This is a genomic window from Nostoc sp. LPT (assembly GCF_017115165.1).
GTDB lineage: Bacteria > Cyanobacteriota > Cyanobacteriia > Cyanobacteriales > Nostocaceae > Nostoc.
On the sequence record NZ_JABXKF010000130.1, the window covers coordinates 147,297 to 172,067 of the forward strand.

17 protein-coding genes and 2 pseudogenes are annotated in these 24,771 nt (G+C 40.9%); 8 read left to right on the forward strand and 11 right to left on the reverse strand.

The window, feature by feature from the left end; genetic code table 11:
* Nucleotides 1-91: 91 nt before the first annotated feature.
* A pseudogene (locus HWQ58_RS24470) lies at nt 92-319 on the reverse strand (S-methyl-5-thioribose-1-phosphate isomerase); the annotation flags it as partial.
* 442 nt (nt 320-761) lie between these two features.
* Here HWQ58_RS24470 and HWQ58_RS24475 point away from each other — a divergent pair.
* The 6 genes from HWQ58_RS24475 (at nt 762) to HWQ58_RS24500 (ending at nt 8,485) form a co-directional block, all read left to right on the forward strand.
* Entirely contained in the window at nt 762-1,442 is a 681-nt protein-coding gene (locus HWQ58_RS24475) for a hypothetical protein (protein ID WP_292868362.1), read from the forward strand.
* The gene (locus HWQ58_RS24480; RefSeq protein ID WP_292868365.1) at nt 1,439-3,778 is read left to right on the forward strand and encodes a hypothetical protein; all 2,340 of its coding nucleotides are present in this window, start codon (nt 1,439-1,441) and stop codon (nt 3,776-3,778) included. The genes HWQ58_RS24475 and HWQ58_RS24480 overlap by 4 nt, the downstream gene beginning before the upstream one ends.
* 115 nt (nt 3,779-3,893) lie before the next feature.
* Entirely contained in the window at nt 3,894-4,217 is a 324-nt protein-coding gene (locus HWQ58_RS24485) for a hypothetical protein (protein ID WP_292868390.1), read from the forward strand.
* A gap of 190 nt (nt 4,218-4,407) precedes the next feature.
* Nucleotides 4,408-5,415, forward strand: a complete 1,008-nt coding sequence (locus HWQ58_RS24490; protein ID WP_292868393.1) for a DUF2235 domain-containing protein — start codon at nt 4,408-4,410, stop codon at nt 5,413-5,415.
* Nucleotides 5,416-5,566: 151 nt separating this feature from the next.
* Nucleotides 5,567-7,207 carry a peroxidase family protein gene (locus HWQ58_RS24495; protein ID WP_292868396.1) on the forward strand — a complete coding sequence of 547 codons (1,641 nt, stop codon included), beginning with the start codon at nt 5,567-5,569 and terminating at the stop codon, nt 7,205-7,207.
* Between the two features lie 96 nt (nt 7,208-7,303).
* Nucleotides 7,304-8,485 (forward strand): catalase, encoded by a 1,182-nt coding sequence (locus tag HWQ58_RS24500; RefSeq protein WP_292868399.1) that lies wholly within the window; start codon nt 7,304-7,306, stop codon nt 8,483-8,485.
* Nucleotides 8,486-8,537: 52 nt separating this feature from the next.
* Here HWQ58_RS24500 and HWQ58_RS24505 read toward each other — a convergent pair.
* The 5 genes and pseudogenes from HWQ58_RS24505 to HWQ58_RS24525 form a co-directional block, all read right to left on the reverse strand.
* Nucleotides 8,538-8,924 (reverse strand): annotated as a pseudogene (locus HWQ58_RS24505) (S-methyl-5-thioribose-1-phosphate isomerase); the annotation flags it as partial.
* A gap of 534 nt (nt 8,925-9,458) precedes the next feature.
* Nucleotides 9,459-11,336 carry a calcium-binding protein gene (locus HWQ58_RS24510; RefSeq protein ID WP_292868402.1) on the reverse strand — a complete coding sequence of 626 codons (1,878 nt, stop codon included), beginning with the start codon at nt 11,334-11,336 and terminating at the stop codon, nt 9,459-9,461.
* 231 nt (nt 11,337-11,567) lie between these two features.
* The gene (dxs, locus tag HWQ58_RS24515) at nt 11,568-13,475 is read right to left on the reverse strand and encodes a 1-deoxy-D-xylulose-5-phosphate synthase (protein WP_292868404.1); all 1,908 of its coding nucleotides are present in this window, start codon (nt 13,473-13,475) and stop codon (nt 11,568-11,570) included.
* Nucleotides 13,476-14,227: 752 nt separating this feature from the next.
* Nucleotides 14,228-14,674 (reverse strand): hypothetical protein, encoded by a 447-nt coding sequence (locus tag HWQ58_RS24520; RefSeq protein WP_292868407.1) that lies wholly within the window; start codon nt 14,672-14,674, stop codon nt 14,228-14,230.
* A gap of 237 nt (nt 14,675-14,911) precedes the next feature.
* Nucleotides 14,912-15,286 (reverse strand): hypothetical protein, encoded by a 375-nt coding sequence (locus HWQ58_RS24525; RefSeq protein ID WP_292868410.1) that lies wholly within the window; start codon nt 15,284-15,286, stop codon nt 14,912-14,914.
* Between the two features lie 152 nt (nt 15,287-15,438).
* On the opposite strand from HWQ58_RS24525, the gene HWQ58_RS38570 reads away from it, so the two are divergent.
* Nucleotides 15,439-15,555: a hypothetical protein gene (locus HWQ58_RS38570; RefSeq protein WP_366838562.1), complete on the forward strand. Its 117-nt coding sequence runs from the start codon at nt 15,439-15,441 to the stop codon at nt 15,553-15,555.
* Nucleotides 15,556-15,695: 140 nt separating this feature from the next.
* Here the strand turns inward: HWQ58_RS38570 and HWQ58_RS24535 are convergent, their stop codons facing one another.
* The 5 genes from HWQ58_RS24535 to HWQ58_RS24555 form a co-directional block, all read right to left on the reverse strand.
* Entirely contained in the window at nt 15,696-16,658 is a 963-nt protein-coding gene (locus HWQ58_RS24535) for an aldo/keto reductase (RefSeq protein WP_292868416.1), read from the reverse strand.
* Nucleotides 16,659-16,970: 312 nt separating this feature from the next.
* Nucleotides 16,971-17,276: a DUF4090 family protein gene (locus tag HWQ58_RS24540; protein WP_094332552.1), complete on the reverse strand. Its 306-nt coding sequence runs from the start codon at nt 17,274-17,276 to the stop codon at nt 16,971-16,973.
* A gap of 144 nt (nt 17,277-17,420) precedes the next feature.
* Nucleotides 17,421-17,675: a hypothetical protein gene (locus tag HWQ58_RS24545; RefSeq protein ID WP_292868420.1), complete on the reverse strand. Its 255-nt coding sequence runs from the start codon at nt 17,673-17,675 to the stop codon at nt 17,421-17,423.
* Between the two features lie 84 nt (nt 17,676-17,759).
* Nucleotides 17,760-20,849, reverse strand: a complete 3,090-nt coding sequence (locus HWQ58_RS24550; protein ID WP_292868422.1) for a phosphoenolpyruvate carboxylase — start codon at nt 20,847-20,849, stop codon at nt 17,760-17,762.
* A gap of 84 nt (nt 20,850-20,933) precedes the next feature.
* Entirely contained in the window at nt 20,934-21,188 is a 255-nt protein-coding gene (locus HWQ58_RS24555; RefSeq protein WP_292868425.1) for a hypothetical protein, read from the reverse strand.
* Nucleotides 21,189-21,619: 431 nt separating this feature from the next.
* On the opposite strand from HWQ58_RS24555, the gene HWQ58_RS24560 reads away from it, so the two are divergent.
* Nucleotides 21,620-24,631, forward strand: coding sequence for a DUF1574 family protein (locus HWQ58_RS24560; RefSeq protein ID WP_292868428.1), 3,012 nt, complete (start codon nt 21,620-21,622; stop codon nt 24,629-24,631).
* The last annotated feature ends 140 nt before the right edge of the window (nt 24,632-24,771 follow it).

Here is a 24,771-nt window from a genome sequence, read left to right on the forward strand (position 1 = left end):
CATAGCCGTGGGATTCTTGCTTCACAAGGATTCCAATGAATTTACCCTCAACAACTATCGTCAGTTTTTCTCAAATCAGTGACTAGAAATAGCGATCGCTTGTTTCGATTTCCCTTGCACCAACATACATTCCATAAGCCGCAGCCACATCAATTGCAGGCGCACCTCGGACAATCATAGTTTTAATCGCCCGCGCCATATCTTCACTGCGGCGAATTTCTACAAATGTATATTCGTTGGGTAGACGAGTTTGATCGATTAGTGACACTGAGTCATTATGCCAAATAACAGGATAAACCTGGTTTGTGGAAGGTGTCATAGCAATAGGTTGTTAGTAAATAAGCAACATTTTTTACTTTAATGCATACTGATAATTTTATTTTAAAAACCAAATTTCATTAACTACAGCATTTTCTACCTTAATTAAGTAACTTATTTAATTTTAAGTACACATAGAATATGCAGTAAAAAGATTAAAAAGGATTTTCTTAACCAAAATTTTTACTCATTTTGAAAGGCTAGTTATGATATTTATGTATTGACAAAATGTTAGTTTTATGCAAAAACATTTGAAATATCTTAATTCCAGGTTAAATATATGATATTTATGTAATTACTTTATTTTCAATAAAGTGCTTTAATAAATAAAATCAGTGAACTATTATCTAAAACTAGGTTTTAATTTTTTATATTGAAAATTATTATCCTTTTTAATTATGAAATTATTTAGTTTATTTCAAAAGAAAAAAAAGGAACCAAGTATGAATAAACAAGCAAGTTCTATACCTGCTGTTGATTTAGTGATAGTAATCGATACTAGTCCTTCGATGAAAGATGAAGCCCAGAGTTTGAGTGATGGTGCTCAAGAAGCGATCGCTAAAGCTAAATCTAGTTGTCCATCAGATTTAAAAGTAGTTTGGTTAGGGATAGAAGGTACTTGGAAAGGGACAAAGTTTGACCAAACTATCAGAAATTATCTAACTCAAAAGGCTAAGGTGTCTGAATCCAAACTCCGAGGTAGAAAAAGAGGAGAATTAAAGTCAGCAGGAGCGCAAGAAGATGCAGCGCGTGCCATTGAAGATATCTCAGAATACTTTAATTGGCGTGAAGGTGCAGCACGAGCTATCTTTTATCTCGGCGATGAAGCGCTTGAAGGTGGTGGAGATAAAACAGAGCAAAAGGATATTGCAGCGGCTAATTTAGCTATCCAAAAAGCCCAAACAGCAGGAGTTACTGTTCACACCTATTTTGGAACTTCCAAGAGCAAGTATCAAGCAGATATCAAAACTGAATACGCTAGAATTGCAACCTCAACAGGTGGACAATCTTTTATAGATAAAGATGCTATTAGTGGTTTTAGTGCAGTCTTAGAAAAAGTTATCTGTGGTAGTCGCACAGCTAAAACAATTAAGCTTAAACCAATGGATATAATGATAGTTTGAAGTTAGAAGTAAAAAACAAAGCAGTTCTCAATGCCTTGTTTTTTGATGTCAATAATGCTGATAATAGTGGAACAATTAATCTTTCTATTAGCAGTAATAAACCATTTTTCAGCCCTCAAACTTTAACTGTAAACAGCAAACGTAATTGTTATTTGCTTTCTGAAACAAATCTGTCTAGTCTGAAACAATCGGGTTCTAATTTTGTTGAATTAACTCCTGGAAATTATAAGATAAAAATTCGTGAAGGTAATGCCACCTACTGGTCGGATAGTAAGAAGTTTAATATAGAACCTTGGGCTTTGATTTGGGCAAAAGGCGGAAAATTTATTACAAAACTTACTGGCATCGAAGTTGAAGAAAGTTGGTTTTCATTGAATGGTCTAAAAGACGAAGTAATTTTAGAGGTCAAAGAAAAAACCACCTTATTAGGTTTATTTATTGATACCTACAAAGATGATAACGAAGGTCAAATTATTCTGGCAATAGAACCAGTAAATGCAATTGAACTGACTGAAAAGTATAAGAAACAGGAGAATAATAAGGCAACTGTTACAACAGGGTCTGTTACAAATAGTACAACCGAGACTGTTAAAAGAGGGTCTGTTACAAGTGGTACAACTGAGACTGTTACAAATATTCAAGGCTCAGGCGGATCTGTGAGTCGTGAAGCAGTAAGTGCGAACAGCTCGGTATTTACGTTCCGCTTTAACGAAGACGAATTTAAAAAGAAGTGGGAGGAGCAGTTACAGCAGATTAATGCATCTATCAACGTCATAGATGCAGCCGATGTGACGCTGGAGGCTAAGTATTGGGATCAGCTTGAAAATTGGCTGCTGAAGAACTATGAGAAGCACTTTAAGAATTTGGCTGTAGAAGTGGCAAAAGTCAGATTCTCAATGGATGCCTATATACAGCAGATGGAATTTAGTCTAAACCAGCATTTGCAAGGCTGGTCTGGCTACTTAGACAAGCTTGTGGAAGATAAGATCAATGTTGAAATATCAAAGAGAATTAATCAGCAGGTTAACCAGTACGTAGACCAGACTTTTGAGCAAAGGATACGTAACAACGTTGGATTAATTATCAATAACATTGTCAATAAGCAGGAACTCAAACAGTACATTGACCAGCATGTTGATCAGCAAATAGACCAAACCTTTGAGCAAAAGATACGCAATAACATCAACGTTATTGTCCAGAATATAGTCAATAATAATACTGAAATTAATCAGTACGTAAGCCAGCAAATCGACAACAGCTTCGAGCAAAAAATACAAAATCACATCCAAGGGATTACTCAAAACATCATCAATGATAATGATGTATTAAACCAGTACGTTGACCAACGCTTACAGCAAACTGTAAACAACACTGAAGTTAACCACAGTATTGTCAACCTTGTAACCAACAGCACTGAAATTAACGAAAAGATTGAGAACATCCGTAACGAGTGGAATGAGACATTTATCAGTCGGGTTACAGAGCAAGTCGATGAAGTTATCAATATAATAGGTGGCAGAGAGGCATTCATCAGATTAATTACTCAAAACACCGTCAATAATTCTGAGATTAGTAAGTACGTAAGCCAGGAAATCGATAACAGCTTCGAGCAAAAAATACAAAATCACATCCAAGGGATTACTCAAAACATCGTCAATGATAATGATGTATTAAACCAATACGTTGATCGTCGCTTACAGCACAATGTAACCAACAACATTGTCATTAACCAAATTTTTGATAACGCTCAATTAACCCAGAAAATTGAGAATATCTTGAACGATAATTCTCAAATACATCAGAAGATTGAGAGTGTTGTTATTAATAGTACTGAAATTAACAACAGAATTCTGAACTTCGTTGTCAACAGCACTGAAATTAACAACAAGATTAATAACGTCTACAGAGATATTGACACCAAGATTGAGAACGTCCGCAACGAATGGAATCAGACATTCATAACTCTGGTTACACAGTATGTCGATGAAGTGATCAACATAATAGGCGATAGAGAGTCATTCAACATCCAGGTTGCAAATGTGATCAACATCAAAGTGGATGAGCTTCTCAATCAAATTCTGAGAATCAGAAACGAACTGACGGTAATCATTAACAACGCAGACAGACATCTCTATGAGTGGACTCTGGGAGAACTCATGGCAATCAAAGGCTGCTTAACCGATCGCCAGGCTCTTGTTGAGCAGCTAGTTACTTTCAGCGCTGAACTCAGAACCAAGCTGGATAGTACGATCTGTGTAGATATCAACACATTCAAGCCATTCAAACCTATCTCAATTAATCCTGCACAACCACAGCAGTTACCAGGAAACAAATAACTAGACTTGAGCCGCTAAAAGCTAAGTTGACGAAATTCGATGACGTAGAGGTTGCGTTATTGCATTGCTTTAACGCACTCTACTCCCATAAAGCATTTAAAGGTGAAAAAAATAAATGACACAACAAATTATTTACGGCACAGTTAGTGAAGACGGAACAAAACAAACTGGACAAGGATTTGAAGTTAAATCACCGGATACGGGAACCTATGTAATTACTTTTTTACAACCTTTTGTTGAACCTCCCAGCGTGGTAGCTACTTTGAAAGATTGGGGTGCTGATAATCAAATTATTGTTAAAGATATAACTCCAAACAAGGCGGAAGTTGCTATCTGGGATTTAGGAATTAAACAACAATCTGGCACAGGTTCTTCAGAACTCGCAGTGACGAAAGAAAAATCAGCTTTTAATTTTATTGCTATTGGTGAAGGTAGTTAAGTAGAAACATTTACCTAAAAGTGATACAGCGCTCGCACGTTCATTTCTTTCTCATAAATCGCCATTATTTATCTTCAGTTGATGAAGGCGATCGCTCTCATAAAATCTTCTTTCACTTAGTTAGTAATAAATGGTTTCACAAATTAACAACATCGTTGATCTAATTACTCAAAGGCTTTGAAATAGAACTATGAAACGTCTTGTTATTTGCTGTGATGGAACCTGGCAACAATTAATAAGTCCTTACCCAAGCAATGTGGTTAAGTTAGCTCAATCCGTGAAACCGATCGCCAATGACGGTGTTACCCAGATCATATTTTATGACGAGGGCATTGGAACCGAAAGTCAAAAGGTTTTAGGGGGAGCTACTGGACTAGGAATCGATAGAAATATAGAAGATTGCTACCGATTTCTGAGTCTCAATTATGTTTCTGGTGATGAAATCTATCTGTTCGGCTTCAGTCGCGGTGCTTACACAGTTAGGAGTCTATCAGGGATGATCTATTGCTCCGGTCTTTTAGACCGCCCTCATGTCACCAAAGCACATGAAGCTTACGAGCTTTACCGTAACCGAGGTATTAAACCCAAAGATAAGGAAGCTGTGGAATACCGTCAAACTTACGGTGAGCGTGTCCCTATCACCTTGATCGGTTGTTTTGACACTGTAGGTGCCCTTGGGATTCCTGGGATGCCCGCCTTCAGCAAGTTGCACGAGCAGCTGAATAAGCGCTACAGATTCCATGATATTACTTTAAACAAAGATGTTCAGAATGCATTGCACGCGATGGCGATCGACGAAATCCGCGAAGTCTTTGATGTAACTCCGATGAAAAAACATCCCGAAGCTGAAAACCAGCGAGTGATTCAAAAGTGGTTTCCAGGTGAGCACGGCTGCGTTGGTGGTGGAACGGAAGAACATAGTGGGTTATCAGATGCTGCTTTAAAGTGGATGATTGATTCCGTCGGTGTCTTGGGATTGGGGCTTGACTTAAATCCAAGTGTGATTCCGACAGGCATTAACCCCAATTATGAATGTGACTTTAATAACGATGTTGGATTCTTTAAATTGGCCGGAATCAAGTTTCGTGAGGTCAGCGATGTCATTGACGACCTTCATGAAAGCGTGCTCAATCGTTTGAAAAGTCGCAAGGACTATCGACCCAAGAATCTACAAAAGATTATCGATAAACTGAATTAATTTCTTAAATAATGTTGTTTCAAGGAGCGCCTGCTGCTTTAGGGCTCCTACTGATGTTTTAGTCTTGCCAAAACCATCAGCAGAAATAAGCCTTTTTTTTAAACAGAAGCAAGCGATTAAGTCAACAAGCGATTCTAAAAGAGAAACAATTATGACCGCAAAAAGAGACACATCAAGAGATGGGTTTAAAAATAAACTTGAAACGGCTGTTTTAACCGGCTTTAAACCAATTTGGAACTTTATTCAAAGCAACCCAGGTCTCGCTAGAAAAGTCAACAAAACTCTTACTAACAATGCCATCTTAAAAATTCCCACTCGCCCCTATCCGTTTAGTACAATGTCTCCCTATACATCCTGGGATTCGTTGATTGATCGAACATATTCGGGACTCCAACTACCACCGCTAGATTGGAAACCTTTGACCAATGAAAACTATATCGGCATTAATTTAACGTCCGCTGAAAAGTTTGAGAAAAATCTGCCGCCAATTCAAGATTTGGAGATTTTGTATCACAAAATTGGGGAAACGAAATACTCGCCTAAATCCTCTCTAATTTTCCCCTATTTTGTTCAATGGTTTACGGATAGCTTTCTTAGAACCGATCGCCACGATCCCCTCAGAAATAGTTCCAACCATCACATCGATATGTGCAATGTCTATGGGTTAAATCCAAAGATTACACATTTGCTGCGATCGTATGAAGGCGGTAAGCTAAAAAGCCAAATTCTTAATGGAGAAGAATATCCTCTCTTTTACTATGATGAAGATGGAAAACCCAAAGAAGAATTTAGAGGGTTGCCCCATCTTTACACCGATGAGTCCACCCCAAAAGCAGAAACGTTCCCTCCAGAAAAGAAACAGAAGTTGTTTGCAATGGGGTTGGAAGTAGAACGAGCAAACGTGCAAATCGGCTATGTGATGCTGAATGTTCTTTCCTTAAGGGAACATAATCGCGTGTGCGATCTCTTGACAAAAAATTATCCAACTTGGGACGATGAACGCCTTTTCCAAACGGCAAGAAATATTGTCATGGCTGAATTTCTCAAGATTGTTTTAGAAGATTACATCAACCACATAACTCCCTATCACTTTCAATTTTTCACTGATCCCCTCGCATTTACTGATGAAAAGTGGTATCGCCATAATTGGATGTCGGTGGAATTTAGTTTAGTTTATCGTTGGCATAGTATGCTACCCGATACTTTCATATATAACGGGCAAAAGCTTCCCATGCCTGCCTCAATGTGGAACAACGACATGATTATCAACAAAGGATTAGGAGCCATCTTTGAGGAAAGCTGTTCCCAACCCGCAGCGCAACTGAGTTTATTCAATACGCCTGAATTTCTAATTCCCACCGAAATAGCTAGTATTCGCATGGGTCGTGAGGCAAAATTAAGAAGCTATAACGATTATCGGGAATTATGCAAGTATCCCCGCATAACCAACTTCAATCAGATTAGTAGCGATGAAAAAGTCCAAAAAGAACTGCAACGATTGTATGGTCATGTAGATAATATTGAGTTGTATGTAGGACTCTACGCAGAAGATTTACGACAAAATTCAGCTTTACCACCCTTAGTCGGACGACTAATAGGAATTGATGCCTTTTCTCAGGCGTTTACCAATCCTCTGCTAGCAGAAAGTGTCTTCAATCCAGAAACTTTTTCACCAATAGGTTGGGAAGAAATTCAGAATACCAAGACTCTCTCCCAAGTAGTACATCGCAATATTCCTCAAGGGAAAAAGTATAGAGTTTCTTTTTATCGCGAAGATTGGCAACCAGTTTGATGAGCTAATGAATTTGGGTGTGTAACGAATGATAAAACACACCCTACTTGTTAAAGATACATAAAGTATTTTTTAATTAATCCTACCTTTCAAAAAATGAACTTATTTACCGAATATCCAGAAAAAGATGAAGCTAAATATTGCGATCGCATGAGTGAGCTAGTCAAAAAGAATATGGATAATCTTTACGGCGGTGAAAAGAAAAAAACTGCAAAGAGAGATACCCACTCTAAAACCAACGCTGCTGTACAAGGAACTTTAGAAATTTTTGACTTTGATGAAGCAGCAATTAAACAGGAATTGAGCAAACGCACCTCATTAACTGAAGCTCAACTTCAAGCCATTTCCCTAAAACAAGGTTTATTTGCCAAACCGAAACAATATTCGGTTTGGCTACGATTTGCAAATGGTGCGTTTTCAGTCAAGAATGATTATGAAGGAGATACACGCTCGATGTCCGTAAAAGTGGTAGGGGTAGAAGGAGAACGACTACCACAAAGTCACGAGTTAAAAACCCAAGATATTATTACCCACAATACCGAATTCTTTTTTGTTAGAACCATCAAAGACTTCCACAGCTTTTTCTTGACGGTTTATCGAGCCGGGCTGTTTCCGCTTTTTAAGCTGTTGGTGGTTTTATGGCTAAAGTCGCATCCCTACGAAGCTACACTTCTAAAAAACAGTTTCAAACGCTTTCCCAAAAGTTTGCTTATAGAACGCTATTGGAGTGCTTCAGCGTATTCTTTGGGACTCAAATCTGATTTTGATCCATCCCAACCAGGTCGAGTTCCTGTGGAATATCCGGTTGTGATTAAATATGGATTTACTCCAGTTTCCAGTCAACCACCTCATCAACAACTTCCTCTTGAGTCCAGACCAGAAAGTGAGCTTAAGCGTGCCAAAGCCTCAGGTTCAGAGGACAACTACTACCGAGAGGATATTATTAAAGCTTTAGCAAAGCCTGATGCCCAATATTGTTGGGACTTTCAAATCCAATTTCAAACCAGCCCAGAAATGTCCATTGATGATACCACCATTGTTTGGAATGAAGAGGAATCACCCTTCTTTACAGTTGGTCGGCTGATAGTTAAGCATCAGCAAGTTAATTCTGCCAAAGAAAATGACTTTGGAGAAAATCTCAGTTTTTCTCCTGGAAATGGTTTAGCAGTGCATCGTCCTGTTGGTGCAATCAATCGGTTACGCAGCATTGTTTATCCTATCGTTGCTAATGACCGTCATCAAAAACGAGCAGTCAAATACCACGAACCAACTGTCTGACTTTCAGTAGACCAAAATGACAGGTTTGTAAATCTTCAGCATTAATTGCTTAGGCTGTTTGCAAAAGGGTTTGCTTGATATCTTCTACCGTTCCCAGCGTTTCGTAGGCGGCTTTCATCATTCGGCTAATTGCCCAAAATAAATTTACCGCCGTTGGACGAGTAGAACGCAACAACTGGGCTACTTTATCTAAGTGTTGCAAAAATTCGTGGCGATCGCTTGTTTCAATTTCCCTTGCACCAAGATATATTCCATAAGCCGCAGCCACACCAATCGCAGGCGCACCTCGGACAATCATAGTTTTAATCGCCTGTGCCATATCTTCACTGCGGTGGATTTCTACAAATGTATATTCGTTGGGTAAGCGAGTTTGGTCAATGAGTGACACTGCGTCGTTATGCCAAATAACGGGATAAACCTGGTTTGTCAAATTTGTCATTATAATAACTATCAAATAACTTGTTACTAATTTAAATTGTACGTTTACTCGTAATGATCTAGCGTTTATCACTCGCATTAAGTACACAAAACCATTATCTAACAAGAGCTTTAGTCTGTAAAAGTGTATCTCACCAGGACAGTCAACGCTATAATATTTGCCATTAGTTATTTGACAAAAAAATTGCTCCAAGTTATTGAAATTTTGAAGCTGTTCAGTTCTTTAAGCAAATGAAGCAAGAAAAGCGCTTCTTCAACAAAGTTGCATAATCGGAAAGTTTTGTTAAATTTGATGTAGCGATCGCACATTTATTTATTTCCGAGAAATCGCCGTAATTTCTCTTCAGTTCACGAAGGCAATCGCCTGAATACAATCTTTTTTTACTTAGTTAGTAAGCAGTTACGCATTTAATTAGTATAATTCTGACAATTCAGGTCATCTGGAAAAACCAACGCGAAACCTAACTCTTTAGTCCCTTTCCGAAGCAAAGAGGGGTTGGAGGACAGGTTCTTCCAAAATTACTGAGTTGGTGTATTAGGCAATCAAACTAAAATTGCCACTACTGAGAGTAATATCAGGATTCCCTAAACGAGCAAACTCAAACACACCTCCTGTACCTAGAACATTGCCATCCTGGTTATAGAATAGGCTGCCACTACTTTGGCTAAAGACAATACGCGCATTATTAGCGTTGACGAATTGATCGTCACTGACAACTGCAAAGTTAGTTAAAGCCTGTCCAGGAGTATTAGTAACAGCATTGAAGGTGGTTTTACTCAGCACAATCTGGTCTTGTCCTGCTTCAAACTCGGTGATGTAATCAACACCTAAGCTTGTGTTAAAAACTCCACTACTTTGGAACAGATATTTATCCTTCCCGGCTCCACCAGTGAGAATATCATCGCCCAGTTCTCCCCTGAGTAAGTCATCACCTGTTCCACCAGTGAGAATATCATTACCATTACCTCCCTGGAGGGTGTCATTTCCTCCTAACCCTTGCAGTTGGTCATTTCCGTCACCGCCAATCAGAGTGTTATTCAGTGTATTACCAGTGAGACGGTCATTGCCTGTGCCACCGGTTGCATTTTCGATAACGTTGTTGGCAGAGAGAATGAGTTTAAGATTGCTATTAACCGTTTGTGAGGTGGTTACACCCAGATTTACGTTTACGGGAACTGTAGTACCGCTAAAGTCAATAGTATCAGTGCCACCTGTTGTAATTTCTGTAATTGTTTTGGTTCCCAAGGCAATATTAGCTAGGAAAGAATAGGTATTATTCCCCGCACTACTGGGTGATGAAGAATCGTCATTAATAATGGTTCCGGTGACGGCTGTTGTAGTGCCGATGGCGTAACCAGTGCCTGTTGCTAGAGTCAGGGCAACGGTTTCATTACTTTCAACAGCGATGTCTGCTGTCGGGTTAATGGTTAAGGTTTTTGTACTACTTCCGGCTGCAAAGGTAATTGTTCCGGTGGTAGCTGTAAAACTGGCTGCGCCTGTTTGGGTGTAGTCGGTGTTGAAGGTAGCTGTGCCAGTAATGCCATAGTTGACGGTTAAGGCATTGCTGGTGCTGCCAGTACGGGTGAAGCTGTAAACTAGGTTGGCGGTGCCGTCTTCAGTGACACTAGTGGGATTTGCTAAGGCAACACTGATGCTTGGGTCTGGATTCGTAATGTTGACTAACTGTAAAAAATAGTTGGTGTTGACGTTGTTAGAGTCTTGAGAAATTCCAACATAGTAATTTCCGGCTCCTAATGTTGCAGTCAATTGAGCATTGCGACTGGAACTAGCATAATCAGAAGCAAGTTCATCTCCACTATCAATCAATCCATTATTGTTTTTGTCGTAATAGATTTTGGCATTGACATAGCTTTGAGTCACTCCACTCAAAATTAAATTAATATCATTTGTGCCTGTCAGGGAGAATTTGTAGTAATCAACTGGGTCTACACTCCCAACAAATTGTGTGAAAGTCTGCTCACCAGTCAAACTGCCAATATTATAAGCAGTGCTAAGTGTGTTCCCAGGATTTGAGGGAATCGAACCAGGTGTAGATGTGGCTAATAATTGTAAGGAATAGTTAGTGTTAACGTTGTTAGAGTCTTGAGAAATTCCAACATAATAATTTCCGGCTCCTAATGTTGTAGTCAATTGAGCATTGCGACTGGAACTAGCATAATCAGAAGCAAGTTCATCTCCACTATCAATCAATCCATTATTGTTTTTGTCGTAATAGATTTTGGCATTGACATAGCTTTGAGTCACTTCACTCAAAATTACATTAATATCATTTGTGCCTGTCAAGGAGAATTTGTAGTAATCAACTGGGTTTGCATTTGCTATAGCATCATTGTAGTTAAAAGATGTAAGAATCCCAATGTTTTGAGCAGTCGTGAATGTAGTTCCTGGCATATTTTTCCTTTTTTTAAATGCTGATCAACTTCACTCGTGGAACCCATCAAAACTAGAAAGCTATCAGTTGCTACTGCACTGATTATATTACTTAATTGATGGTATAATAATGCTGGTGATTAACAAGATTAAGTATACAAGGAATCGATCTACAAAAGTTAATTGGAGTTACATAAACGATCGCCCACACCTGAGTCACAAGTGTGGGCGATTCATTCTACAAAGAATTAGCTAAACAACAGTAGATAATTGCCGTTTAAAGAAAGCTTGCAACACTCTTTCTGCTATTTGATGGCTAGTTAAACCTAAGTCTGTCTTAGATTCATTGGGTTCAGCATGATCTACCAATATATCTGGTACACCGAATCGCTTGACAGGAACGAGAATATCTGCATCTAGTAAAGCTTCTGCGATCGCAGAACCAAAGCCACCCATAATACAACCTTCTTCTAAGGTGACAACACGGCCGATTTTCTTCGCTAAAGGCAAAATCAACTCGGTATCCAAAGGCTTAACGAAACGCGCATTAATTACAGTTGCTTCAATGCCATGTTCGCTGAGAATTTCTGCAGCTTGCATTCCTGGATAGACCATTGTGCCATAAGCGATGATTAACACCTCATCGCCTGTACGCAGAATCTCGCCTTTACCGATTTCCAAAGGTTCCCAACCTTCCTCCATCAAGGGAACGCCGTAGCCATTGCCACGAGGGTAGCGCATTGCGATCGGCCCACTGGTATGATTAACGCCAGTTACTACCATGCTTTGCAGTTCTGCCTCGTCTTTCGGGGCCATGATTACCATGTTGGGAATGCAACGCAGATAGGCAATATCATACATACCTTGGTGGGTGGGGCCATCAGATCCGACGATTCCCGCCCGATCCAAGCAGAAGAATACTGGCAGGTTTTGGATGCAGACATCATGAATTATCTGGTCGTAGGCGCGTTGCAAGAAGGTGGAATAAATAGCTGCAACCGGGCGCATCCCTTCGCTTGCAAGTCCTGCTGCTAGGGTAATTGCGTGTTGTTCCGCAATGCCGACATCAACATATTGATTGGGCAGTTTTGCTTGAAGTTTATCTAAACCTGTCCCCGTTGCCATAGCCGCAGTAATCCCAATGATTTTCGAGTTTTGTTCGGCAAGTTTTACCAGAGTGTGAGAAAAGACTTTGGCATAAGCCGGGGGTTTGGGTTTATTAGAAGGAATGGCTTTGCCAGTTGCTACGTTGAAGGGGCTTTGGGCGTGGTAGCCAACTTGATCTAGTTCGGCAATTTCATAACCTTTGCCTTTTACTGTTGCCACATGTACCAAAACTGGGCCTGGTATTTGATGTGCTTGTTGGAAGGTGGCAATTAGTTCTTCGAGATTATGCCCATCCACTGGCCCAATGTAGGTAAAGCCGAGTTCTTCAAAAACTGCACCTACCTTCGGAACCGCCAAACGCTTCATACCTTCTTTGATCCGTCCGAGTTCAGGTGAGAGGGATTCGCCAACGAAGGGAATTTGCTTTAACTGTTCCTCAAGATTATCTTTAATAAATTGCACCGGTTGGCTGAGGCGCATTTTGTTGAGATAGCGGGGAATTGCGCCGACGTTGCGAGATATGGACATATCGTTGTCATTGAGAACAACCAACAGATTGGTTTTCGGCATGTGTCCGGCATGGTTAATCGCTTCTAAAGCCATGCCGCCAGTTAGTGCCCCATCCCCAATCACAGCAACGGCTTTAAATTTTTCTCCTTTCAAGTCTCGCGCTAAAGCCATGCCCAATGCTGCTGAAATACTTGTAGAAGCGTGTCCAGCCCCAAAGTGGTCAAACTTGTTTTCACCGCGTTTGAGATAACCCGCAATTCCGTCTTTTTGTCTAAGGGTGTGGAAGCAATCATAACGTCCTGTAAGCAGTTTGTGGGGATAAGCCTGGTGTCCTACATCCCAAATCACTTTATCTCGATCTAAGTCCAGTGTTTGGTAAAGTCCTAGTGTTAATTCGACAACACCCAATCCTGGCCCCAAGTGTCCACCATTAACTGCTACTGTTTGAAGATGCTTATCTCGAATCTGACGGGCAATCTGTTGCAGTTGGCGAACAGATAAACCGTGCAACTGATTAGGATGGGTGATTTCGCTCAGATGCATATTATAAGGTTTTCCTCTCTAACTTCGAGTCTCGGTATTTTGATTTTCCCACGGTCGGGTTGTCCACAGAATCAAACTCTTAGATTGTTACTAAGTTGTAGTGGAAAGTATAACTTCTTAATTGATGATGGTGAAAAATTTGTTAACCATTAACAATTCGTCAAATAAGATTCCAATCAGTTAAAGTTATAACACATTTTTTCATGAGTAATGCTACTTAAAAAATGCTTGTAATGCGTATATAAAAACAAGTTTTTTAAGAGTAATTTGCGGAAGTTCCCTAAGCAGCTTACTCAATTTTGCTATCTTAAGTTAGTACAAAAGAAAGTCAAATATTTTATTTACAGGTATATATCTAGCATAATTGCTAGTAAATATTTAACTAGAGTTTCTACTTTTCTTCGGTGACAGCAGTTAGTTTTATCAGCGATCGCTAGTTCTTATGAATGTGACAAATATGTATCTAAAGCTACTCGATTACTTTATCTAACTTCATTTATTTAGTAAATCAATTCTATATCTCGTTAAGAGTCTCCAACTGGAAAGGAGGTTTTAACTACAATCCCCTGTAGAGATGCAGAGCTAGCTGTGCTACCCTACCATAATGGTTTAACTATCTGTATGCTGTAATAATATTGACGTAATCTGAGACTTTCCGAAATTACTCGTAAACAACAATATTTCCGACTTTTTTAAGAAGTCGGAAATTTAAAGCTTTCGATTTTCGCAAATCCAATCGGATTACTATATCTCTATTTAACAAAAGCATCCTTGATGTTTTCAACAGTACGTTCAACAACATTCTTTGTGTTGTCTACTGCTTCTTTAGTCCGAGATGCATCTTCATTTGCTCTCTTCTGAATTGTAGCGGCATCTTTCTTTGCTTTACGCCCAATAGGGCTATCATTGTCTGTTGCTTGGTCAACTTTACTGGCATTGCTCTTGGCAGCGTCCTTAACTTTATCTGCCGTATCATCAATGAAATTTTTGGTTCGTCCTGCATCTCTACTAGCTTTGTCTTGAGCGCGATCTGCATCATCATATGATGCAATCAAGGTTCCAGCAGGATCAGCCATTGCTGAGGTGTTGGAGAAAAATGCACCTTGCCAAACAAAAGCGATCGCTAACATACAAAGCAATGTTGTAGCCATCCAGCGTTTTACCGTGGAAAGTTGTTTTGTAACATAATTGAATTTCATACAATACAATCTCATGTGATTTAGCATACTATTTCTACTTCATTTAGCTTGTTAGCTATATCACTCCTTAGATAGAAGTTCTCGCATCAATAGTTATGAAAATAGTTCACTATTTTGAGAGATTGAATTTTGAGTAAGAATTATTTCCTACTAATCAAAATTCGGTTTAAACAAATTACAATTTTTCGACATGGGCGATAGCACCCAGAGAAAAGTTAGCCATCGCCCTTCAGTTAATTAACTTGCAATCGCAACTGATTTTTTACGATTAGGACGCTTGCGTTCTGATTTTTTCTTCAGTCCAACGGCTTGAGCTTGATCGCTATCTGAGCCATATTGTCCGCGGATTACTTCTTTCATGGCTAATACAGCATTATGAAATTCCCATTCTGCTAATCGCGCAGCATCGACCGCAGCACGATATAAAGTTAGTTTTTCAGTTTCGGATTGTTGCTGCGCCAACATAGCTTGATAAGCTTGCTGTAAATTTGCTACAGAGGCACCAGTACGGGTTGTGTTATATGTGCTGATGGTTTGCAAGCCGTGAAATGAGTTTATATCTTGACTAATTGATTGAGAAGGCAAACGACGGGTTTTATCTTGGGCGGGCATATAAGTATACTGATATAGTGTATACCTTAATGTGCCCATTAAAACAAAAAATCTAACAGTAAAGTGAGATTTTTAGATAGAACAAGGTTAAATAAAAGCGTGAGTTAATTTTTGCAGGTCAAAACAATCGCATTGTCAGTCAAAACAATCGCATTGTCAGCCGAAACAATGGCATTATTAGCCGAAACAATCGCATTGTCAGTCAAAACAATCGTATTGTTAGCCGAAACAATGGCATTGTTAGTCAGAACAATCGTATTGTTAGCTGAAACAATGGCATTGTCAGTCAAAACAATGCCATTGCAGGGGGTTGCATTAGATAGTGTGGCGATCGCAATTACTAAACTGGAAGATGCTTTATTGTTGTATCACCCTGTGAACTTCCTCCACAGACAACACTAAGAAAGCATCAGGCTGACATCAATTGCTGAATACGCTGTGGTTCCTCTCCCAGCCAATCTGGATTTTGGGCAGTGCTGTCAAAGATTGATGAAGTTTTGAACGGCTCAAACTCGCCGCGTGATGCCGCTTCTGCCGTTTTTGCTAAGAGCGATTGCACTTGCTCGTCGTTCATTGGCTGGAACGTCCGCACTGCTTCAAAAGCTTGCTCTAAAATCTCCATGCTGTCAATTCCGGTAATCACAACCGATGTGGGCAGATTCAAAGCATAGTGTAAACACTCTATTGGCGTTACAGTCTTTGACCGTAAAAGAATACCGTTTGCCAAGCTTTTCATCCCCAAAACACCGATGTTTTGTTTCACAAGTTCCGGCACAACCAGCTTTGCAAAGCTCCGGTAGTGAGCATCCATTACATTTAGCGGCATCTGCACTGTATCAAATTTAAACCCGTGAGCAGCTGCAACTTCCAGCGTATGTAAATGAATATGGGGATCTTTATGCCCAGTGAAGCCGATGTATCCGAGTTTTCCAGCTTCTCGCGCTTCAATGAAGGCAGCATTTGCCCCTTCTGGGTCGAAAATTCGATGGGGGTCTTCATATCGAATCATTTCGTGATGCTGAACAAGATCGATGCAATCAACTTGCAAGCGTTTGAGTGATTCGTCTAGCTGTTTTGCGGCTTCTTTCTTAGAGCGACCATCGATTTTCGTCATCAGAAACACTTTATCCCGGTAGCCATCGCGCAGCGCCTTTCCCATGCGAATCTCGCTGACTCCACCGTTGTAATCCCAACTGTTATCCATAAAGGTGATGCCACGATCAATGGCTGTTCTAACAATGCGGATACCTAGTTGTTCATCAACGTGCTTCAAGGCAATGTGCCAACCACCCAATCCGATGGCGGAAACTTTCTCTCCTGTGCTGCCAATAACTCGGTATTGCATTTCTGAATTTGACGTAGTTCTTGACATGTGTTCTCCAAGTCTTTCAGCTATTACTCAAGTACATATAGCCATCTGCCAATTCAAACACAAGGCAAAGTTGACAATATCTTGCTGAAGATACACTTTTCGGCGAGATTAGGAAAATACTCAAGAAGCCAAAATACCGATGGCAATTTGGGATGTGTCAGGTAAATAATTTAATTGATCTGTTAAGCCTAGACGTGTGGCGATAGGGAATTAGCAGCATTACGCTGTGCGAAGGAGTATCAGAGTTTGTCGCTAAACATCACTAAAGTAACTGATCTCAACGAACTCCTAACTCCTAACTCCTAACTTTATTTATTTACCACTATAGAAAAAAGCAATTTCTTTTTCTTTTAGGGGTGCGAAATCAGCATCTACAAGTAATTGGTCGAGTTCTGCTTGGGGAATGTGTTTTGCGCCAATTCGCACAATGCGCGATCGCATCGTATTAGATACACCACTGCGCTGTCTATTGCCTTCTAGCGCCATAACTTTACCATAAAGTTCTAGCTTGGCAGGCGGAATGGGAGAACCATCAAAATCAATTCCCTGTGCGATCGCTTCATCAATCGCATCAGCCCCTGTAGTAGTTTGATTTCCTGGGTTAGTTTCGGTAGGCATGGTAATTTTCTCTTCTTCGCTATGGGTAGATTTTACCAGCCTTGTTGACACCAAAGCTGCCAACCCTCAAACTCATACCAATTTGAAAATCTCTAAAGACGTGATGAATCGCCTCTTTACCCATTGAATTGGTATCACATTAGACTAATCACGAGCTTGTCGCGTCACTATACCACCAACAAAAGCCCCTAAAATAGTGCCTGTCCAAAGTCCTGTTGTGCTACCTTGCCATATTGCTCCTGGTGTCATCCAAGCGTTGCACATTTCCTTTAAACCCCAAGGTTGGTTTTGACACTTTTGGCTATGGAGCATAATGGTGATTTGCCCACTGGTGTAAGCGCCAAAAAAACCTGATGACAGCGCCAAGAAAGTGCAAATTAAAATTTTATTTTTTGTCATTTGTCATTTGTCATTGGTCATTTGTCATTTGTCATTTGTCATTATGCCCTGCCCAATGCCCAATTCCCAATTTACCATTCCCAATCAACCTGTATTTCTCATTCCAGCAGCAATACCATTAATAGTTAACAATGCTCCTCGCAGTAACTCGCCTTTGCTGTAACGAGAATGAATTACTCCAGAAGTAGCAGTAGTATTTTGGGACTGCCGTAGACGTTTGAGTAGTGAAACTTGGATAAATCCCAAGGGGACAATTGTGCCATTGCGTAACTGCACAGATCGTTGCAATACAGGATCGCCATCTAAGAGTCGATTGTGATCGGTGATTTTTAACACCAAATCTCTTGTTAGATAAAACTCGCTGGCAATTTGGTCAAAAACCTTGGCAAAACGAAGTTGATCTTCTGGTTTTGAGAGTTCCTGGACGTAGTGGTGTGCCATTTGTATATCTACTTTTGCCAAGGTCATTTCGGCCTTAGAAATCACCATCTTGAAGAATGGCCACTTAACGTAAAAGTAGCGGAGTAATTTCAAGTGTTCTTCTGGTTCTGCGTTCAAGAATTCTTGTAATGCTGTGCCAACGCCATACCAAGAAGGAAGTAAAAAGCGAGTTTGTGTCCAGCTAAATACCCAAGGAATAGCTCGCAGACTACTTAAATCTTTCTTACCAGATGGACGGCGTGCGGGGCGGGAACTTATTTGTAGCTGGCTAATTTCTTCAATGGGAGTTACTTCGTGGAAGAAATCAACAAAATCAGGCTGTTCGTAGATTAGGGCGCGATAATGTTGACGCGATCGCGCTGCTAATTCTTCCATAATCTCATTCCAGGGTTCAATATCATCAAACCCTGTCCGCAACAGGCTAGCTTGAATCACAGCCGTGGTGATGGTTTCCATGTGATACAAAGCCAAGTCCAACAGAGAATATTTGGAAGCTAAAACTTCTCCTTGTTCGGTAATCTTGATTCGCCCATTGATACTATGACCTGGTTGAGCCAAAATCGCTTCGTAAGCGGGGCCGCCACCTCGTCCCACAGAACCGCCGCGTCCGTGGAAAATCCGCAAATTTAGATCGTAGTTTTCTGCTATTTCTTGCAGTGATTTTTGAGCTTTATGAATTTCCCAGTTGCTGCTTAAAAAACCAGAGTCTTTGTTGCTGTCAGAATACCCCAGCATTACTTCTTGTAAGTTGAGGGTGACGGAGGAGGAGGCAGGGGAGCAGGGGAGCAGGGGAGCGGGGGAGGGTGAATTTTCATCTGCACCTTCTGTTTTTGTCTGTTCGTAACCACCGGCTAACAAAGCGCGATATAACGGCAGCTCAAACAGTTTCCGCATGACGCTTCTGGAGCGTTGTAAATCTTCTACTGTCTCAAATAGGGGGACTACTTGAATAGTTCCGACGGCCATGGCGGGGTCAAAAAGTCTGGCTTCTTTGGCTAAAAGCAATACTTCCAGCACGTCGCTCACGTCGCGGCACATACTGATAATGTAAGTTTGGCAGATGTTAAGACCAAATTCTTGTTGCAGCGATCGCACGATGCGAAAGGTTTCAATTACATCGTTGGTTTTTTCGGAAAATGGCAATTCTGCTGGAATTAGTGGCCTGCGGGTTTGCAGTTCGCCTGTGAGCCAAGCAACTCTTTGCTCCTCTGATAGTTCGTTGTAAGGTTGGGGTAATATTTGCAGGTATTCCAGGATCTCATTGAGCGCATCGGCGTGACGGGATGATTCTTGGCGGATATCTAACTGTGTCAAGTTAAAACCAAAAATTTCTACCTGACAGATCAGATTTTCTAATTCTCGACAACTTAAACCTGTTTCTGTCAAGTTGCGCTGAATCATTCGCAGTTCGGCTAAAAAATCGGCTCCTGAACGATACAGGGGGCTATCTTGATTTGTTGGCGTTTCCCGATTGTATAAAGCTAGATTGCGATCGCGAGTATTTTCCAACCGTTTCAGCACGTAAGCCAATTTCAGCCGATAGGGTTCTTGTCGATAACGCAGCGCCAGTGCGTCATATACCTCACTGAACTGGGACTGATCCAATTCTAGAGATTCCAGTAAGTCTGGTAAAACATCACTCCAGTGCATCGACACACTCAACAATTCAATCAGATTTTTCACTGAGTGAATATATCTCCCAATTACCATTTTGCGCTGATAGCAAGCCGTTTTCCAGGTGATTTCGGGCGTAACTGATGGGTTCCCGTCTCTGTCTGAACCTACCCAGGAGCCAAAAGAGCAAAAGTTTTTACTCGGTGGTTCTAGCCAAGGAAAGGTATTGGATAGAGTGTGTTTGAAACGTTTATACAGTTGCGGAATGCCATCAAATAAAACTTCTTGAAAGTAGTGCAGGGCATAATCTACTTCATCTAGCACTGTGGGTTTGAACTGGTGAAGTTCGTCTGTACGCCACCACAGGCGAATCTCTTCAAGCAATTGTTCGCGGACATCTATTGCTTCCCAAGGATATGCTCCTGGTGTGTTACCAGAATGGTTTTCCAAGGCATCCAGTTTTTGCAAAAGTTGTACTACTTGTCGCTGCTTATCTCGGATGGTATGACGAACAATTTCCGTCGGGTGCGCTGTAAAAACTAAACGTACATCCAGATGTGTAATTAGACGTTGAATTTGCTGGGGTGGTACATTCAATTTGAATAAATAGGGAAACAAGGCAGCAAAAGTACCTTTTGGTTTGACTTGCGCCTTTTCAAGATAATTCTTTCTCAGGAAGGCTGCTGCTATTCCCTTACTAACAGGTGCGTCATCTTCTCTTTGATTGGAGGAATAATTAACATTGGATGGTGTTTCTGGCTCTGTAGCCTCTGTTTCTGCCTCATAGCGACTCAATTGCTGCCGTTGTTCGTATTCCTGCTCTATGATGTTAATCAGCTGAAAATACAGAGCGAAAGCACGAGCCGCGCGAATTGCTTCGTTGATATTTAGTTGTTCAATCAATTTGACGGCTGAAGATGCTTGGTCATTTGTTGCTTGTCCTTCTGGCGAACATAAATCGCGCAACTGACGCAACAGGTCTACCATATTTTGACCGCATTCTTGCCGGAGAACTGACTCCCACAATTCTTCCACTACCTGGAGACGATGACGCAAAAATAATTCCGACACCGGGTATATATCCGCAGTTTGAGACGAAGAGTATAAAAGGGAACCCATATTCTCTATTCTTGTAAAGCTAATTACTGTTTACGGTTCTTGGTTTTGCACTTAATGCTCACCGGGTTGTTCCTGAGCAAATAATTATTTGGTGTATATCTTCTCATCTTGATTGATTTCGTGTTCATCTGGGAAGTCTAGGTTAGGTAGGCGATCGCCTCGAAATAATTCTTCACTAGCTTCTCCTATGGCTTCTAGTGCTTTTACTGTAGTTTTTCCGGTAATCAGCAGCAGTAATATAGACGCTGTACCTATTTGTAAAAGTAATGATTGGGGAATGGGAAATAAATCCAGATTGGATGCGGGTTTAGGCGAAGACTGTTGGTTGGTAGGAGGCATTGCTAATTTTTGGTTATGGGAATTATGAGTAAAAAGGAGTTAAGAGTTAGGATGACTCCAACAATAAAGGGATGGAGTTGAAATGAGATAAGCTTATTGTTTGTTTCGCTCATCAGGGGTATTGGCGCAGTGGCACACAAGTCCGGTTTGAAAGGACAAGTCATCAGCTAGTCATATAGAATTATTTTGACTCCTGGCTCTTAACTACTAACTTCTAACTTCTGATTTTTGACTCCCTATTAGTAAAATAAACGCAAAACTCAACATTAGTCAGACTTACAACCTATACAAGACTATCTTGTCCGATTTTGTGAGCTAGGAAGGTAACAAAATTGTTAAAAAAAAACGTCAGAGTGTGATAAATCTATGGTTCTAGTTTACAAGTGCAGGCACTATCCCCCAACCATCGCTGACTGTAAAGTTAACTGAGCATGAAAACAGTAGTACCAGATCGCCAGCAATCCTTAGTGCAATGGGTAAGCCAAGCAACAGGGATCAACACTTTCGGAGTGAAAGTCCGGTTGCGGGGAAATGACCTTCATATTCTTTGTGAAGGTACAGAATGTCCGCAGCGTTGGCGTACTTTGTCTGATTTGCTGCAAGCACTACAGCAAACAAATTTAGATATCCTCACAAACAGCGAACAAACCTCAATATATCAAGTATTTGTCTATGGCCGCAGAAAAGGGGAACACCGCCCCTCATGGTGCCATCGGGTTCATTTAAATCAAATAGATAAGCATCTAGATCAGGTGCAGCAAGCGCTGCTAGCAGACTCAGAAAAATCAAAACAATCGGGTGGGGCGCTAATTGTCTCTAACGAAAGTTTGGCACGCCAAGGTAATCCAGAGGCGATCGCTCGATATCTGAGTGAAACTCTGAGTACGCTAGGTGTATCAGTACAGGCAAAGATTAAACTATATAAGCCAAAGAATTCTCAACCAGAAGAAAATCGCCTGTGGATATTTTGCCAGTCAAGCTATAGCCCTGATGCATCTTTGCTTGCCGAACCGATAGCACAAAAGTTGCGTTATCTCAAGCTTTCTGGCTACCAAGATGCCGTAATTGTTTCTCAGGTAAGTGGCGAAACTGCCCCAGATTGGCTGCTGCGGGTGGATTTGACACCACCAGAGGTGATGCTTAAAGAGTGGGCGCGTTGGGGAGATGTCCAAGCGATCGCTCGATTATTAACTGAGGTATTATCAAGGTTAAAAGTTGGTGTCCAAGTTTCTCTAAAAGAATCAACGCTACATATATTTTGTATCCCAGCTTTCGATCCTTTAGGAACTGCCCCGATCCCAGACAAGGTAGTGTGCTTAGAGGCGATTTTACCGCAGCTAGAAGCGATCGCTCCTCAAGCCATTCTCGCCGTCACTGTATATGGACAAAAAGCAGGCGACAAGGAACCCACTTGGATTGATTGGCTGGCTTTACCCGCAGCCAACCATCCCGCCTTTGCCATATCACCACTTGATTTGGCAAATACTGGCGATCAACCAGCGCTCGTATTTTTATTAGAGCGTTTACTCAATCCTGATTTGGATTGGCGACTATTGACCGGTGGAATTCGCGTACTTCTACTGAATAGAAATGGTTTATTGCACATTATGTGTGATGCACCTGTTTGTCCACTGCGGCAACAGGTAGCAAGTAAAATTACGCAGTTCATCCGCAATTTAAAAATTCCCGGTATTATGGGAGTACGTGTCTACGGTCGCCGTGCTGGGAATAAAGAACCTTTTTGGCATTATGGCGTCGATCTTGAACATCGCCAACGTTTAGTACCAGAAGCAACCCCAGAATTTGCTGCTACTTCTATATACGTTAACGATTTAGTAACCTCTGAGACTTGTGAGCCAATTTTGCGCCCAGACTTAACAACAGAAGAAGTTCAAAATTTTGTAACAGAAGTAGCGCGAGATTGGATGGCAACGGCGAGCTCAACTGCGAGAAAATTCCTGTTGAAAAGCCAGCTATTTACCGAAAGCAACCAGTCAGCCGAACATAACCATGATGTTCAAGGAATTAAAATTGCTCTGGTTTGGGGAACACTGGGATTATTACTTACCCTCCAAACTGATTGGGTATTGGGTCGAATTATTGCACGTACTACGCCCACGCCAAAAGTTGCTAATGTTACCCTCCCATCATCTTCTGAGCAAAAGGTATCTTTGACATCTGAGAAAAATCAGAGCGAGAAAACGATATTTTTTAGCAGCACTTCCAAGACAAAATCTCCTCCAAATCAGAGTTCTGTATTTAACGCTTCGGAATTTACCCAGAGTGATGATACCCCGAAAAATAATTTGGCAGCCGCACCACTGAAGGAAAAAGCAACCGCAACAGCTATTCTTTTAGCAGCGCGATCGCAGATGCCAAGTTTTAATGTCAGACAGTTAGACGAGCAACTAGCACTGTATAAACAGCGTTTAGCTAGAACTGGTAGTCCCCCAGATATATTGATTATTGGCTCCTCTCGCGCCCTCAGAGGAGTAGATCCCGCAGCACTTTCTAAAGCTTTAGCAACTCAAGGCTATCCAAATCTTGATGTGTTTAACTTTGGGATTAACGGTGCTACGGCACAAGTTGTAGACTTTGTGATTCGTCACGTCCTAGAACCATCAGAACTACCCAAAATAATTATCTGGGCAGATGGTGCGCGTGCTTTCAACGGTGGGCGCGAGGATATTACCTTTAAATCGCTTGCTGCATCAGCTGGTTATAAACAAGCATTTGAAAAAACACCAACAACGGCAAGTAGCAATGATTTGCCAGAAAATACGGTAAATTCGGGAGAACAAAAAACAAACGAAGAAAAACAGGAGATTAGTACTTATGAAGCTGTCAATCAATCGTTAAATCAGGCTCTAGCATCTGTTTCTGCCAGCTATCAAAACCGCGACCAAATTAAAAGTTTACTACAAAAACAATTGCTCATATTTGGTAAGAATCAGACAGTTACATCACAAAAACAGTTGACAGACGGGACTTCAGATGAAAGTATTTCTCAGCAAGCGGTTGACTTTGATGGCTTTCTACCCTTGTCTATTCGCTTTAATCCCGCAAGATACTATCAAAAACATTCTAGAGTTACCGGAAATTATGACAACGACTATAAATCTTTCCAAGTAGAAGGACAGCAAGATACTGCTTTTCAAGAAGTGCTTCAGTTTACCCAGTCTCAGAAAATCTCCTTAGTGTTTGTGAATATGCCTCTGACAGGAGATTATTTAGATCCAGTACGTAGACAATATGAGCAACAATTTCAGCAATATATGTTGCGTTTGGCTACTAATCCCAACTTTATTTATCGTGATTTGAGCCAACAGTGGACAAAAGTAAATGATTTCTTTTCTGATCCTAGTCACCTCAACCGTTTTGGTGCATACGAAGTCTCGAAAAAGCTAGCTAACGATCCGATGATTCCTTGGCCAGTGAAGTAGGGAGTGGGAGTGGGGAATGGGGATGAGGGAGCAGGGGAAGCAGGGGAAGCAGGGGGAGAAGAATTAATAACCAGTCTCCAATGCCCAATGCCCAATGCCCAATGCCCAATGACCAATGACAAATGACGAATGACAAATGA

Excerpts from the sequence above, each read along its gene's own strand:
- HWQ58_RS24475 (WP_292868362.1), top strand. The coding sequence starts at position 762 with ATGAATAAACAAGCAAGTTCTATACCTGCTGTTGATTTAGTGATAGTA.
- HWQ58_RS24485 (WP_292868390.1), top strand. The coding sequence starts at position 3,894 with ATGACACAACAAATTATTTACGGCACAGTTAGTGAAGACGGAACAAAA.
- HWQ58_RS24490 (WP_292868393.1), top strand. The coding sequence starts at position 4,408 with ATGAAACGTCTTGTTATTTGCTGTGATGGAACCTGGCAACAATTAATA.
- HWQ58_RS24495 (WP_292868396.1), top strand. The coding sequence starts at position 5,567 with ATGACCGCAAAAAGAGACACATCAAGAGATGGGTTTAAAAATAAACTT.
- HWQ58_RS24500 (WP_292868399.1), top strand. The coding sequence starts at position 7,304 with ATGAACTTATTTACCGAATATCCAGAAAAAGATGAAGCTAAATATTGC.
- HWQ58_RS24510 (WP_292868402.1), bottom strand. The coding sequence starts at position 11,336 with ATGCCAGGAACTACATTCACGACTGCTCAAAACATTGGGATTCTTACA.
- dxs (WP_292868404.1), bottom strand. The coding sequence starts at position 13,475 with ATGCATCTGAGCGAAATCACCCATCCTAATCAGTTGCACGGTTTATCT.
- HWQ58_RS24520 (WP_292868407.1), bottom strand. The coding sequence starts at position 14,674 with ATGAAATTCAATTATGTTACAAAACAACTTTCCACGGTAAAACGCTGG.
- HWQ58_RS24525 (WP_292868410.1), bottom strand. The coding sequence starts at position 15,286 with ATGCCCGCCCAAGATAAAACCCGTCGTTTGCCTTCTCAATCAATTAGT.
- HWQ58_RS24535 (WP_292868416.1), bottom strand. The coding sequence starts at position 16,658 with ATGTCAAGAACTACGTCAAATTCAGAAATGCAATACCGAGTTATTGGC.
- HWQ58_RS24540 (WP_094332552.1), bottom strand. The coding sequence starts at position 17,276 with ATGCCTACCGAAACTAACCCAGGAAATCAAACTACTACAGGGGCTGAT.
- HWQ58_RS24545 (WP_292868420.1), bottom strand. The coding sequence starts at position 17,675 with ATGACAAAAAATAAAATTTTAATTTGCACTTTCTTGGCGCTGTCATCA.
- HWQ58_RS24550 (WP_292868422.1), bottom strand. The coding sequence starts at position 20,849 with ATGGGTTCCCTTTTATACTCTTCGTCTCAAACTGCGGATATATACCCG.
- HWQ58_RS24555 (WP_292868425.1), bottom strand. The coding sequence starts at position 21,188 with ATGCCTCCTACCAACCAACAGTCTTCGCCTAAACCCGCATCCAATCTG.
- HWQ58_RS24560 (WP_292868428.1), top strand. The coding sequence starts at position 21,620 with ATGAAAACAGTAGTACCAGATCGCCAGCAATCCTTAGTGCAATGGGTA.